A 13,651-nucleotide genomic window follows, 5' to 3' on the forward strand; every position below is an offset into this window, starting at 1 on the left:
AACGATGACGAAAAAAAGTATTTATTTTCTTTGTACAGGTAACTCATGTAGAAGCCAAATGGCTGAAGGGTGGGCTAAGGAATATCTAGCTGATGAATGGAACGTATTCAGCGCAGGGATTGAGGCGCATGGTTTGAATCCGAATGCAGTAAAAGCGATGAAGGAAGTAGGAATCGATATCTTAAATCAAACCTCGGATACAATTGATTCTGAGCTTATAAACAACGCAGATTTTGTAGTGACCTTATGCGGTGATGCAGCAGACAAATGTCCTACAACACCCGCGCATGTCAGAAGAGCGCATTGGGGATTTGATGATCCTGCTAAAGCTACAGGAACAGAGGAAGAAAAGTGGGCATTCTTCCAACGTGTGAGAGATGAGATTGCTGAGCGAATCAAGCGATTTAAAGAGACTGGTGTATAAGAGCTTCACGCATTAAAGATGAAATAGTCCTTTGACTAAACCAACGATAAGGCGAGGGAAATATAATAAAATTTCAAACAGTAGTCCGATCCAATCTATGTACTCGCGCTTTTTCTTTTGCTTTTTCATAGATCCTCCTTGTTTTTTACTAATCGTATCTATTGTATCTAAAAGACTGAGTGTAAGTTATAAAGTTATTATAAAGTCTGGTGTTTTTATAAAAAGTTTATAATGATTTAGTACGATAAGAAAGATAGTACAAAACTCACACTTAATTAAACTTGGAGATGGGAATGGATGAGACAGAAGCCAGCGGGTTTTTGGGTACGATTTTTTGCAACATTTATTGATAGCATCATTGTTGCTGTCATTAGCATTATTTTATCTATTATCTTTCAGGATGCTCCTAATAGTCTTGAAGATTCGACTTCAGCTTTTATATTTCAGCTTATGTATTCTGTAATAGGAGTCATCTATCTTACAGCGAGTCGTTTTAAGGGTACGCCAGGGAAGATTATTTTAGGGATACAAGTTGTAAAGGAAGATGGAGAGAGAATTGGCATTGGTCGCTCCATTGGCCGTTTCTTTGCTTACTTTCTTTCAGCCTTGATTTTTTATATTGGATACCTAATGGTGGCATTCAGAGAAGACAAAAAGAGTTTACACGATTTGATTTGTCATACGAGGGTCGTGTATCGAGATATTAGAGAATAGTAGGAGTCGAGAGATGAAAGAAATGATTTGTTTTACTTTTGATGACACAATTGATGTTCCGGTGGATTTTGTTTTCACCTGTTTAAACGAAGATAAACATGTTCTGGAGTGGAATGATTTTATCGTTGAGAATGTGTATGACGGGGATGAGCGAGATTTAAAAGAAGGAGCCATTTTTATTACGAAACAAAAGGTAGGAAAGAAGATTATCGAGCTTGAAGGAGAATATACTAAATTTCAACCGCCATATGCTGCAGAAGTAAAAACAAGCACAAAAGAAGGTGTAGGTTTTACTCGGTATCAGTTAATTGAAGATGGCAACCAGACTCATTTTAAGGTTGAAGTGGCACTTATCCCAAGTAATATGTATTATTCTATTCTTACTAAAACATTCAAGTGGAGCTATAAACTTATGTATACGGAGCAGTTTGAGAAATTTGTTGAGTATACACGTATGCAATATAAGATGAGCAAAGAAGTACCCGTAGAACTTACTCCGTAGCAAGTAAGCACCAAAACCATCTCGGTTTTCGGTGCTTTTTTCTATTGTAAGGCATTTCATGTACAATAAAGAAAACACATGAAAGCATTAAGAAGGTGAGTCCAGATGAATTTAAAATGGTTAGAGCTTTTCTGCTATATCGTGGAAGAAGGAAGTTTGAGCGCAGCTGGAAGGCGAGCTTATATCACTCAACCATCTGTAACCAAATATATGAACTCGCTTGAAGATCATTATGGTTCGCTTCTTTTACATCGTACAAATGGAAGCGTCTCGCCAACTTCTACGGGTCATGAATTATATGCACACGCAAAAAGGATTTTAGGCGAATACTACAATTCACTTGAAGCCGTTCGTTACCTTGAAACGGGCATTCAGAAGCAATTGATTGTAGGTGCTTCCTACACGATTGGCGAATATATTATGCCTTCCGTGCTCGCGAGGTATCAACAGGCATACCCAGATTCGGTCATCCATCTCGAAATTAATAATACTCGTACGATTCTTAGACAGCTCGATAATCAACAATTAGATGTGGCTTTTATCGAAGGAGAATTAACAGATCAGCGGTTAATGAAACAAGTCATTTCATATGATAACGTTCAATTAGTTGTTGGCCCTGCTCACCCGTGGGCAGAACGTTCAAGTGTGTATATTAAAGAGCTAATGAACGAAAAATATATCGCTCGCGAGTCCAAATCCTCTACGCGGCGAATTGTCGAACGAAAATTGAAAGAACGATATAACGAGTATGACGTCACACCTCATTTAGAGTTAAATACAAATCAAGCCGTGAAAAATGCCATTCAATCAGGTTTAGGATATGGGTTTGCCTCCTACTATGCGGTCAGACATGAGATCGATCATGGACTTCTTGTGAATGTTCCACTCGCCAACTGCAAAATCGAGCGACCCTTCTGGAGGGTGAAGAAACCTTTGAGATTTGAGAAACCGGCACTCGAAACGTTTGAGGCCATTGTTTCCGAAATCTTACAAACGATCTAAACGAAGGTTAATCCGATCAGATTACCTACCTATGCCAAAATGTTATAGGCTATATATCCTCTCGCTTCTCGCTCTTTCACTTCTTTATTCCCTGTAATATAGGAAGTGTTGGAGGGCGAGAAGATGACAGTTATATTACTAATTCTTTTAGGACTTATTGCGAGTTCATATGGAGTAATTATTGGTGCAGGAGGAGGATTTATATTTGTTCCACTGCTGTTACTATTTTACGATATAACGCCTGCAGAAGCTGCAGGTACGGGGTTACTTATTGTGTTAATTAGTAGCTTGTCTGGAGTATTCTCTTATATCAAACAAAAAAGAGTCAATTATAAAATCGGACTGCTTGTAGCAATAGGAGCAATACCCGGAACGTTTTTGGGAAACACTCTGATCTCTTTTGTGCCGGAAGCAACATTTTATAAGATCTTTGCTTTGATGCTTTTAGGATTAGGTTTCTTTCAGATCTTCAGGGCACCAACTGAACAGAATTCTCTAGTTATAAGTAAAGAGAAACAACAATTAATTCTTCCGCTCATTGGAGTCGGAGTCGGAACTATTTCGTCCTTTTTTGGAATTGGTGGAGGCTTTATTGTAGTTCCTATCTTAATCTATGTGTTTGGATTACGGATTCATCTAGCAACAGCTACTTCTATTTTCGCGTTAATGATCTATTCATCCATTGGATCGATTCCTCCATTACTAAAAGGAAGTATTGATTGGACTGTACTTGCCTGGTCTGGAATTGGTGTGCTAATAGGGTCTCAGCTAGGAGCCTTTATTTCTAAAAGGTTGAATACAACTGTTGTGACGAGGATGCTTGCAACAGTTGTGATATTGATGGGTGTTCTGTTGATTTGGTAAGTAGGTCCATACATAAAGAACCAAGGCTCTCTCGGGCTTTGGTTCTTTATGTTTGTATAGAAAGGCTTAAGAAACAATTAAGAAATGAGAGTGAATAAATGGTGTAATATAGAAAAAAAGGTTGAAACTTTAAAAGGAGTGTTATGATGAAAAAGGTTGGAATTCTATTTAGTTTGGCTGTATTAGGATTAGCGGTATATCTATTTGTAACTAGAACCTATTATTTTTACCCAATGTTCCCGGTATCGAATTTATCTGCGCGTACGGTCGTTGCACAGTTTGATCGTTCAGAAGAAGATGTTGCGAAGATAGCAGAATTAGAGGACTACACGTGGTACCTCACAGAGAGTGATAGGTATGAGGGCTACGCAAATGCAGATAAAAAAGTCGTACAATTTATAGAATCCAAAGGCTGGGATTATAAAGAGAAGATTGGATCTGCATTTATCTTTCAAAACGTAGAAGAAGAACTCATTGTCAGTACGCAAATGTGGACAGAGAAATATATTACTCTCCAAGTGGAAAATAAAGTAGAGGATCTCTAAATGTATAACTTCGACTTGGTGACAAGGTATAGCCAATCAAATCCTATGATTATGAGTACCTATGAAGTAGAAGAAGCTCTTACTTCAACATTTCATGCGTTTGAAATTCCTCTTACGTCCATTAGTAGCCAGGACTATCTACATGATGAAGAAGTTGATGAGACATCTATCTATAAGCTGTTAACCATTACAGATAAGAGAATCCTTCCCACGATACAAACAGAAGAAGATAGAGATGTATTTAATGATTCTTTAATCATAAAAACGAGGAATTACCTTGAGCATATCGGGTTTCAACTAAAAGCTACTGATTCAGAGGCGCGCGTATATAACAAACTGATTCATCAACATAATACGGGTACAAGAGTATCTATATTGCTGGAGAAGGAATCAGAGAGGACCGTGTCTAATTTTAAAGTATATGGATTTGCAAGCATACTCGTTTCTTATTTACATGCACAAGTGGGAGTAGGTGGAATGGTGTCAGACGACATACATAATCACGAGTTTCAGCTGTATTTAAAAGCACTGGCAGAGAATGGATGCATCTAAACTCGCAATAGGAGGGAAGCTATGGGCTCTAAATTTTTCGTGGATGTCACACCTTTAAAGCAGTCACCTGAATTTAGACGATTGTGGTTGGGGGAAGGTATCTCCACGTTTGGTGGATATATGGCTGCATATGCGGTGATGTATCAAATTTATAGCATTACTCAAAGCTCAATAGCTGTTGGAGCTGCTGGATTATTTATTGCGATCCCATCTCTTTTGTTTGTACTATTTGCAGGAAGTTTGGGTGATTCATTTGATCGAAGAAAACTCGTTTTGTCTACAACAATCGGTCAGATCGTGGTGGCTTCCATTTATTTTATTCAATCTTCCTTGCAGAATGAACAGGTATGGATCTTATACGGGCTACTTGCGATGCAATCCCTATTAACCTCGATTAATGCTCCCGCAAGAGCAACCTTTATGCCAAGGCTTCTACCCAAGAATCAGTTTCGATCAGCAGCAGTACTGAACATGGTATTTATGACATTCTGCGGGGTGCTGGGACCGGTCACAGCTGGATTCATTACTTCCCTTTGGTCGATGAATATTAATTATTTGATTAATGCTTTGTCATACATAGCTGCTTTATATGGGGTGTTCCGGTTACCTCCGATGCTTCCAGAAGGTGGGTCAGCCAAGCCATCCATTGGAATGATTGCTGAGGGGATAAGATTCATAGTAAAGAACCAACGAATTAAAGGGGCTTTCTTTACGGATATGAGCGTTACACTTTTGGGGACCTCAACCGCACTTTTTCCAGCGATCACAGCCCTGTATTTTAGTGATGATCCAACCATTCTAGGTTACTTTATGGCTGCGCCAGCCTTAGGTGGATTTCTTGGATCCATCTGCTCAGGTCAGCTCACGAAAGTAAAAAGAGAAGGAAGAGCAGTTATTATATTAGCTTTTTCCTATGCTGTATCAATCATGTGTTTTGGACTAAGTGTCAATTCAGTAATTTTCTTGCCATTATTCTTCTTAATGCTCTCAGGTGCAGCGGACTCGCTCATGGTTGTCTTAAATCAAACCATTGTTGTCCATACCACTCCAGATCACTTACGCTCAAGAGTGAATTCGGTGGAGTACCTTCTCGGATTTGGCGGACCTCAACTAGGCGACTTTCGTGCTGGGGCAGTAGGAACGGCGCTCTCCCCAAGAAGTGCTACAATGCTCGGTGGAATGACGTCAATCCTTGCTGTAGGAGTCATTTATCTGTTGTTACCATCATATCGTACATTTCATGTTGAAAATGAAGTTGAGGGTGAGGCTGAACAGGTTACATGAATATCTATTAATACTAATCCCTCTCATACAAATCCACATACATTTTACCAAACGAATCTACTTGAGCAAGGAAGACGTCTTTAATCTCAGTCGCTCCTTGCTTTTTAATTTCACCGAGCAACCATTCTTCTGTGTAACCATGTTCTTCTAATCCTTTTCTTAAAAGCTTTCCATCCATAATCAACACTCTAGGTCCATGCACCATTTGAACGGATACACCAGAGGTATGGGGTGTTAAAGGCTGTTGGTCTGATTTTAATAAAATACTAAGCTGGCCATTGGTTTCTAAGACGGCCATCTCAACATCTGATATGTTAAAGGTTCCTTTTTCTCGGAGGAGAAGCATCAATTCATCTGCAGACAATAGGTTTTTCTTCATGTTGTGTTCAAGGATGGACCCATCTTGAATAAGAATGGCCGGGCTGCCATCAATGATTTTGGTAAACCATCTTGATTTTAAGCTAACAAACGCTAAAATACTTGGGAACAAACCCCAGATGAGCAGCGCCATTAACCCGTTTGAAATCTTTACATTTTGATCCACAGACATGGTTGCAGCAATGGATCCAATGGTAATGCCCACACAGTAATCAAAGAACGTAAGCTGTGATATTTGTTTTTTGCCCATTAGACGAGCCATCATCATTAACAGAAGAAAGGATACAATGGAGCGGATTAAGACTAAAACAAGTTCAGGCATAGAATGAGTCTCCATTTCAAGTAAGATGCAATCTTTTCTTAGTATTAGGTAATAATAACCTCCATATGCGAATGATGAGGAGGCCTTTAATGATAAGAAAGATGGGAATTAGTCTAATTATAATTTTGCTATTATCAAGTTGTGGAAATGTTGTTGGAAGTCATGCGTTTTATGAAGTGTTAGATCAAATAGAAGAAGCATTGGATCAGTCTGATTGGGAACAGCTTGATCAGTATGCGGTCCAATTTCAAGAAACGTACGATCAAAATAAGTGGAAGCTGCAGCTTGTTGGAGATGAGGCAGAATATGAGGCACTATATGAAAGCACCCAGAAACTACTGGCAGGGGTAAAAGAGCAGGATTCAACCGTTGTCCGAGTTGAAATGGCCAACGCACGTGCGCTTGTTTTTGAAATGTATTCCCTTTAGAGGGATCAAAGCTCAAATAGCTTTGGTCCTCTTTGATTTTTAGTGGGTTAGAAGGGTGATGTTTCTTTGTAAGTGTTTGGTTTTCCTTGGTGTGGGGTGGTTTGAGCTTGGTATGAACGCTGGGGTTCTTAGTATCGTAGGTGTGCTCTTGCCAAGTTCCAGTTTCTTCTTGGTATCGGGGACTGTTTCTTGATGGGATGGGCTCCGGGCTTGGTACATATCTTGTTCTTCTGGCTAACGTCTCTGCACTCTTGGTTATTTGTGCAGAGTTCTTGGTGTAAGCTTCTTATTTCTTATTTTTCTTTAAGCAGGGATTGAAGTACGGTCCATATAAGTATATATAGATCATAAGCTTTGAGGAGGGATCACATGAACAATCATATAGCAGACCAAAGAGCAAGTATATATGGAAATCAGTCCAGTATCTTAGATAGACGAACATTACAAACAGCCCATAAACAGCTGGCCGAACGACTTGAGCCTGGGATGACTGTTCTTGATATTGGATGTGGGACTGGTGCCATCACAAAAGATATCGCGATTGCTGTTGGAGAAAAAGGCAGGGTTGTAGGGATGGATAACAATCCATCGTTCATTGAGAAGGCACGTACAATACATGCAGATGTACCCAATGTACAGTTCGAAGAGAGAACGATTTATCACTTAAATAAGGAGAATTCATTTGATCTTGTGACATGTTCAAGGGTTTTACAATGGTTAGCTAACCCCTTAGAAGCATTAAGACAAATGGTCCTGGCTACAAAAGTGGGTGGAAGGGTGATCGTATTAGATTACAATCACGAGAAAATAATCTGGGACCCATTACCTCCAAAGAGTACAAATGATTTCTATTCGTCATTTCTAAAATGGCGAGCCGATGCAGGAATGGATAATGCAATCGCTGATCATATGCAGAGCTTATTTCACGAAGCGGGGCTTACACACACAAATGTAACAGCCCAGCATGAAGAAACAGTTCATTATGATACGAATTTTGACCAACGGGCGGGAATTTGGGCCGATGTCATGGCAGGTAGAGGCAGGCAAATGGTGATGGATCAATATATAAAGGAAGAGGAGCGAGCGATTGCTGAAAGAGATTATAGGGAGTGGGTGACCCGAAGTGCCAAGTCTCAAACGATGTATTTGTTAGCGGTAGAAGGAATTAAGCGTTGAGAATCGAATGCTTATAAGGAAGGATGTCGTTAAATGACGGAACATGCATCTTCTCTGAACTGGATTAAATACTCTGCCTTACTCATAGGCATCGTTTGCTTTTTTTTAACCTTTGTACCTTTTACAAGAGTGGTCATGATTGGCTCGTTAGTTGGTGATTATATCATCTTTGTCTTAACACCGGTTGGAGCCATTCTTTCAATCATTGCTTTGATAAGGAGTTCTAGAAAATTCATTCCAATTGTTGCACTTGTCTTGTCTCTATCCTTTCCTTTGTTTTTGATCTTAGTGTTTGTCTTAATCTTAACAGGAGTGATGGACTTTGCTCCATAACTACGAGGTGTTTTTTTGAACGTGCATGTTAAGAAAGTGATATCTGTATGCCTTGTCGTGTTATTCCTAGTTAGCTGTCAAACAGCTTTTGGCACCTCAGACCTGAAGATATGACAGCGATTTTACAAGATCCAATTGAAGTTGAATAGGGTAAGGTGTGTCTTACCCTTTAATAATGACATCTGCTTCGGTAACAAAGATCGCTTGTTTGTTTGAGATGGGCAGGAGATTTAAGGTGGATTGGTACTTTTCTATAATCTGTTCTACTGACTCATTAAAATAAGCGTGTCCAACATGTGGAACTGGATAGCCTTGGATCAAACCAAGTCCTTTATGATCACTGAGACTAGTACCTTTAGCTTTGTCATCCATATGTTCGATGTAAGTAATGCTCGGTGCCATAATAATGGATCCAGCTGATTCACCGATATAAAGTTTCCCTTTCTGGATCTGTTCAATGATTAATTGATCAGCGCCGGACTTCCGCAGTTCTTGCAAAAGGAAAAAAGTATTGCCTCCAGATACATAGATGTAGTCATTTTTGTTTAACGTTTCTCGAATGGCTGAAAATGGTGCGGTTGATACATCTAACTTGTCTACCGTGATTCCAAGGGAGGTAAATGCTGACTTCGCTGCATCAACATAATGAGTTATTTCTTCAACATAGCTTGCCGTTGGAATGAAGGTGACACTCTTACCAACCAATTGCTCAGAGGTAGATGTTTTAAATAAATCTAATACATCGACAAAGGAAGAAGACAAAAACATATTCATGATTGATTAAACTCCTTTAAGCTTGTTGGGAACGTACGATCTTATTATAGGGTAACAAGTCTGGATATTCAATTTTGATGAAGGAGGAGCTTATGTACATATTCAGTTATTTCAAAACAGGGGAAGAGAAATTATTTTTGGCAACGAGTGATAATGGACTTGAATGGGAGGACATGAATCATGGGGAGCCACTTTTTGCTTCCTCCGTAGGGACAAAAACGATGCGCGATCCTTTTATCATTCAAGATCATGAAGGCATCTATCATTTACTATGGACAAACGGATGGAACAGTCAGAGTATTGGGTATGCACGTTCTGAGAATCTGGTGGATTGGAGTGATGAACGATTACTTCCTGTCATGGAGAACGTTCCTCAAACAAAAAACTGCTGGGCACCAGAGGCTTATTTTGATGTGGATGACCAGCTTTATCGTTTGATTTGGTCGTCTACCGTAGGAGAAAAGGAACGCGATCATCGAATTTGGTCTGTAACTACGTCCGACTTCATACATTATTCAGAGCCTGAGCTCTTCTTTGATCCTGGTTACAATGTGATTGATGCAACAGTTATTACAACACATGAGCAGAAGCACTACTTGTTCTTTAAAGACGAACGAGGGTTAAATGACCCAGGAACAGAGTTCAAAGCAATTCGGTCATGTCCATTTTCCACTAAGAACGGAAAAAAGGTCTTTCATCAAATCTCTGACCTGTTAACGTCTGAGCTAACAGAAGGTCCAACGGTTTTCTCGGTTCAATCAAACAATTATGAGAAATGGATCATGTTTGTTGACCCATTCCGAAAACCAGGTTATGAGATCCTTGAATCAACAGACTTAAAGCATTGGACCGATATCACTTCGAGTGTGCAGTTACCGGAGGGTCCTAGACATGGCTCTGTGATTTCTGTGAGAACTGTTAAGGGAGAGATGTAGGTGGCAGCTTTTCTTTTATTCGTCATGCTACTATCGATGATTGTGATGATCGTCTTATTTGTATTAAGTTTCTCGGGCAACCGAGGTAAATACCTGATTGGATCTGGGATTAGCTTAGGTGCAGTTCTATTCTTTGGGCTCGGAGCTGGCATAGCTACTATAGGGGCTTCTTTCACAGAAGGAGTGGCAGCTGAGTCGGAGATTATTGAGGTTGAGGAAGAAGTCGAGTCAAAGGTAGACGCTAAAGAAGAGGAGAAAGACAAGGAACAAGAAGGAAAGAAAGAGGAAGATAAAGAAACAAAGGTAGATGAAAAAGAAACAGAGGAACATGTAGAGAAAGAAGAACAAGCAATTGCAACCGAAGAGAAGCAGAAGGAAGAAGAGGCAAAAGAAGAAGCAGAAAAAGCAAAAGCAGAAGAAGAACTTGCTAAGAAAGAGCAGGAAGAAAAAGAAGCAGAAGAGCTTGCTAAGAAAGAGCAGGAGGAGAAGGAAGCAGAAGATCTAGCAAAGAAAGAAGCCGAAGAAAAAGAAGCAGAAGAGCAGGCTAAAAAAGAGGAAGAAGAACGGAAGGCTGAAGAGGAAGAAAAGAGCCAGACAACATTCTCTCAAAATCAAGCCATAGAAACGGCTGAAAACTATCTTAATTACACAGCCTTTTCAAAGTCGGGTCTGGTTGAACAGCTTAAATTTGAAGGATTTAGCCAGGATGAAGCAAATGAAGCAGTCGAGTTAATAAGTGTAGACTGGCAAGAACAAGCCATCGACATGGCTGGGAACTACCTAGACTATACGGCTTTTTCAAAGTCTGGCCTGGTAGAGCAGCTTGTGTTTGAAGGGTTTAGTCAGGAGCATGCATCACATGCTGTTGAACGTGTGTCTCCCGATTGGCAGGAGCAAGCTGTAAAAATGGCGCAAAACTATCTCGATTATTCCTCGTTCTCTAGACAAGAATTAATCGATCAATTGGTTTTTGAAGGATTTAGCTCCGAGCATGCGAGTCACGCTGTTACTCAAGTTGGCCTTTAAAGGATTCCCTTTGCATCAAAGCTAACTAAGGCTTTGGTGCTTTTTATATAAGGAGGCGTAAGATTGGATGTACAACTGATTGTTGGTGAGTTACTTAAAGAGAATGTGATTAAAACCTTCCCTACTACTATAGTACAGCCAACTGGAGGGACGATGAGTAAGGTTTATGTTTTGGATGATACATATGTTATAAAATCAAATCTTCCTCAGATGATAAAAGTAGAATATGAGTTTTTCCAGATGTATCACTCACTAAAGCTCTTTCCGAGGGTATTATACATTTCTCCTACTTATGACTATATGGTGTATTCATATATGAAGGGAACCGTCGCGGACCAGTCTATTAAAAAGAGGGAGGTTCTCGAGGTATTAGTTGAGGAAGTCATCAACCACTATACTCCTGGTCATAATGATGGAGTGTGGGGATGGGTAGATGAACCGGTTTATACGTGGCAAGCATTTCTCTTAAATGAAGTGGCAGAAGCAAGTATTCTAATAGGTTCTCGATTAAAGTCAAATGACCACCAAGCTGTTAAGGATCTTGTGCAGGAGGTTTCTAGTGGAGTGACTCCGTATGTTATTCATGGGGACTTAGGCTTTCATAATTTTATTTTCTCAGAAAACCAATTAAGCGGAGTGATTGATCCGACTCCTGTGTTTGGAGATCCTTTGTATGATCTGATCTACGCTTTTTGTTCAACTCCTGAAGACTTGACTAAGGAAACCCTAGATGGTGTAGTATCTTTTCTCAATGAAGACCACAAAAAAGATCCATATCTTTTATATGGAAGTGTATTAATAGGATTGTATCTTAGGCTAGCAGCTTGCCTTAAACATCATCCGGATGATATTGAGACATATTTGAAGGCTTGGACGTATTGGCTGAGTATCGTATTTGCTTATTTTGGTTTAAAAAAGGCAAGGGATTCGTAGGTGATTGAAGGAAGGGTGATTAGCTTGAAAAAAATTGTTGAGCTAGCCAAAGGTTTGTCTATGTTGGTGTGTTTCTTATTCTTTTTCTCATTGCTACGAATATCCTTGATCTGTTCTTTGAAAATAGACAGCTTACAATCATATTAAGTCTTCTTACATTCTTTGCCGTCTTAGTTGTGTCACTCGTGATCAGTAGGAAGATTTCACAGTGGCTGGATCAACAGTTTAAATAAGCATTAGGTAATGAAATACAATTTCTTGTTTCAGTATTTAGAACTCTTTCTAAGTAACTAATATCTTTTTGAATGTTTATTTTGAGTGTCTCATCGATTGCATAAAGCATGTCTTCTTTGAGCTTTTTGATTTCTTGGGTAAATAAAAGGTCATCATTTTGATTCAGCATTTCATCGCACCTTTTCGTAAGATCTAAAAAGTCATTACCCTTTTTCAATTTCTTTTAAACCTCTTATTTAAAATTTTAATTACAAATTCTCATTATGAAAAAGCCAAAGGATAAATACCCTTTGGCTTTCTATTAATTATCCAACCAACTATCCGTTAGTTCACGATTGTTTTCGATCCATTCAGCCGCTGCTTCCTCTTCATCACCTAATTCCTGTCTAAGGGAAAGAAGCTCAGCTAATTGATTCTCTTCAAAGAAACTGTTCTTCAGCCAACTGTCGGCCTTTGGAAAATCTTCTGAGAATCCGTTACGTCCCATATAATAAATGCTATCTGGATCGCCAAACACATTATCTGGGTCTTCTAAGTATTTCAAGTCATAATCCTCAAATGCATAATGCGGGCTCCAAAGAGTCACAACCACAGGTTCTTGGTTTTGATAAGCTGTATCAAGCTGTTGCATCATCGCTTGTTCAGATGAGTTAGTGAGTTCGTACGAATCTAATTGATAGTGAGGGATAATGTCGTTATTCATGATTTGCATAAGTGAGGAACCGGGATCGATTCCAGCTATTTCTCCATTAAATTGATCAATGGCATCAGGCAGATCTTCTATCGAATTAATATCTTCCATATAAGTAGGGACAACTAACCCATTATGTGCACCTTCATATAAAAGATGGTCCTCTGTTAATTCCATTTCATCTGAATCCAATGTAACATAGGCTTCATCGGTAAAAGGTAACCATGCTGGAAATGCTACATCTAAATCTCCGTTAATGGTTCCTTCAAATAAGAATGCCTTTTCAAACGTTGTAATATTAACATCGTATCCTTCTTCTTCAAGTAGCTGTTTCCATACGTAAGCAAAGGCCGTTCCATCAGAATATGTAGTATGACCTAACGTAATCGTGCCGCCTTCACCCGTTTCGTCACCTCCACAGGCTGTTAACGCCACAGCTGCAGTGATTAGCGCACCGGATAATAGTTTCTTTTTACCTACCATAAAAATGTACCACTCCTTTATAAAGTTCAATTCATTAATACCCGTTTTAGT

Annotated in this window: 18 protein-coding genes; 14 read left to right on the top strand and 4 right to left on the bottom strand. The window is 39.4% G+C overall.

Annotation, left to right across the window (positions count from 1 at the left end):
• The first annotated feature begins 4 nt into the window (after positions 1 to 4).
• From arsC to NSQ54_03685, 8 genes are all read left to right on the top strand, one after another.
• Positions 5 to 424: an arsenate reductase (thioredoxin) gene (arsC, locus tag NSQ54_03650; GenBank protein WYP27222.1), complete on the top strand. Its 420-nt coding sequence runs from the start codon at positions 5 to 7 to the stop codon at positions 422 to 424.
• Between the two features lie 297 nt (positions 425 to 721).
• Positions 722 to 1,138 carry an RDD family protein gene (locus tag NSQ54_03655; protein ID WYP27223.1) on the top strand — a complete coding sequence of 139 codons (417 nt, stop codon included), beginning with the start codon at positions 722 to 724 and terminating at the stop codon, positions 1,136 to 1,138.
• A 13-nt stretch (positions 1,139 to 1,151) separates the two neighbouring features.
• Positions 1,152 to 1,640 (top strand): SRPBCC family protein, encoded by a 489-nt coding sequence (locus tag NSQ54_03660; protein WYP27224.1) that lies wholly within the window; start codon positions 1,152 to 1,154, stop codon positions 1,638 to 1,640.
• Between the two features lie 105 nt (positions 1,641 to 1,745).
• Entirely contained in the window at positions 1,746 to 2,642 is an 897-nt protein-coding gene (locus NSQ54_03665) for a LysR family transcriptional regulator (protein WYP27225.1), read from the top strand.
• Positions 2,643 to 2,765: 123 nt separating this feature from the next.
• Positions 2,766 to 3,506, top strand: a complete 741-nt coding sequence (locus tag NSQ54_03670) for a sulfite exporter TauE/SafE family protein (GenBank protein WYP27226.1) — start codon at positions 2,766 to 2,768, stop codon at positions 3,504 to 3,506.
• Positions 3,507 to 3,652: 146 nt separating this feature from the next.
• Positions 3,653 to 4,051: a hypothetical protein gene (locus NSQ54_03675; GenBank protein ID WYP27227.1), complete on the top strand. Its 399-nt coding sequence runs from the start codon at positions 3,653 to 3,655 to the stop codon at positions 4,049 to 4,051.
• The gene (locus tag NSQ54_03680; protein ID WYP27228.1) at positions 4,052 to 4,603 is read left to right on the top strand and encodes a hypothetical protein; all 552 of its coding nucleotides are present in this window, start codon (positions 4,052 to 4,054) and stop codon (positions 4,601 to 4,603) included.
• A 21-nt stretch (positions 4,604 to 4,624) separates the two neighbouring features.
• Positions 4,625 to 5,887: an MFS transporter gene (locus tag NSQ54_03685; protein ID WYP27229.1), complete on the top strand. Its 1,263-nt coding sequence runs from the start codon at positions 4,625 to 4,627 to the stop codon at positions 5,885 to 5,887.
• 13 nt (positions 5,888 to 5,900) lie between these two features.
• On the opposite strand, the gene NSQ54_03690 is transcribed toward NSQ54_03685, so the two are convergent.
• Positions 5,901 to 6,587, bottom strand: coding sequence for a DUF421 domain-containing protein (locus NSQ54_03690; GenBank protein ID WYP27230.1), 687 nt, complete (start codon positions 6,585 to 6,587; stop codon positions 5,901 to 5,903).
• A gap of 89 nt (positions 6,588 to 6,676) precedes the next feature.
• Between NSQ54_03690 and NSQ54_03695 the strand changes: the two genes are divergently transcribed.
• The 3 genes from NSQ54_03695 (at position 6,677) to NSQ54_03705 (ending at position 8,524) form a co-directional block, all read left to right on the top strand.
• A complete protein-coding gene (locus NSQ54_03695; protein WYP27231.1) occupies positions 6,677 to 7,015 on the top strand; it encodes a DUF4363 family protein in 339 nt (112 codons plus the stop codon).
• 369 nt (positions 7,016 to 7,384) lie between these two features.
• The gene (locus NSQ54_03700) at positions 7,385 to 8,191 is read left to right on the top strand and encodes a methyltransferase domain-containing protein (protein ID WYP27232.1); all 807 of its coding nucleotides are present in this window, start codon (positions 7,385 to 7,387) and stop codon (positions 8,189 to 8,191) included.
• Between the two features lie 33 nt (positions 8,192 to 8,224).
• Entirely contained in the window at positions 8,225 to 8,524 is a 300-nt protein-coding gene (locus NSQ54_03705; protein WYP27233.1) for a hypothetical protein, read from the top strand.
• 162 nt (positions 8,525 to 8,686) lie between these two features.
• On the opposite strand, the gene NSQ54_03710 is transcribed toward NSQ54_03705, so the two are convergent.
• Positions 8,687 to 9,301, bottom strand: a complete 615-nt coding sequence (locus NSQ54_03710) for a Type 1 glutamine amidotransferase-like domain-containing protein (protein WYP28489.1) — start codon at positions 9,299 to 9,301, stop codon at positions 8,687 to 8,689.
• A gap of 89 nt (positions 9,302 to 9,390) precedes the next feature.
• Between NSQ54_03710 and NSQ54_03715 the strand changes: the two genes are divergently transcribed.
• The 3 genes from NSQ54_03715 (at position 9,391) to NSQ54_03725 (ending at position 12,192) form a co-directional block, all read left to right on the top strand.
• On the top strand, positions 9,391 to 10,233 hold the full coding sequence (locus NSQ54_03715; GenBank protein WYP27234.1) for a glycoside hydrolase family 43 protein: 843 nt from the start codon (positions 9,391 to 9,393) through the stop codon (positions 10,231 to 10,233).
• Positions 10,234 to 11,259: an Ltp family lipoprotein gene (locus tag NSQ54_03720; protein ID WYP27235.1), complete on the top strand. Its 1,026-nt coding sequence runs from the start codon at positions 10,234 to 10,236 to the stop codon at positions 11,257 to 11,259. It begins immediately after the preceding gene.
• Positions 11,260 to 11,322: 63 nt separating this feature from the next.
• Positions 11,323 to 12,192, top strand: a complete 870-nt coding sequence (locus tag NSQ54_03725; protein ID WYP27236.1) for a phosphotransferase — start codon at positions 11,323 to 11,325, stop codon at positions 12,190 to 12,192.
• A gap of 217 nt (positions 12,193 to 12,409) precedes the next feature.
• Here the strand turns inward: NSQ54_03725 and NSQ54_03730 are convergent, their stop codons facing one another.
• Together NSQ54_03730 and NSQ54_03735 are read right to left on the bottom strand one after the other, a co-directional pair.
• The gene (locus NSQ54_03730; GenBank protein ID WYP27237.1) at positions 12,410 to 12,643 is read right to left on the bottom strand and encodes a hypothetical protein; all 234 of its coding nucleotides are present in this window, start codon (positions 12,641 to 12,643) and stop codon (positions 12,410 to 12,412) included.
• An 84-nt stretch (positions 12,644 to 12,727) separates the two neighbouring features.
• Positions 12,728 to 13,600: a glycine betaine ABC transporter substrate-binding protein gene (locus tag NSQ54_03735; protein WYP27238.1), complete on the bottom strand. Its 873-nt coding sequence runs from the start codon at positions 13,598 to 13,600 to the stop codon at positions 12,728 to 12,730.
• Positions 13,601 to 13,651 lie beyond the last annotated feature (51 nt).

The sequence above is a fragment of the Alkalihalobacillus sp. FSL W8-0930 genome (assembly GCA_037965595.1).
Classification (GTDB): domain Bacteria; phylum Bacillota; class Bacilli; order Bacillales; family Bacillaceae_D; genus Alkalicoccobacillus.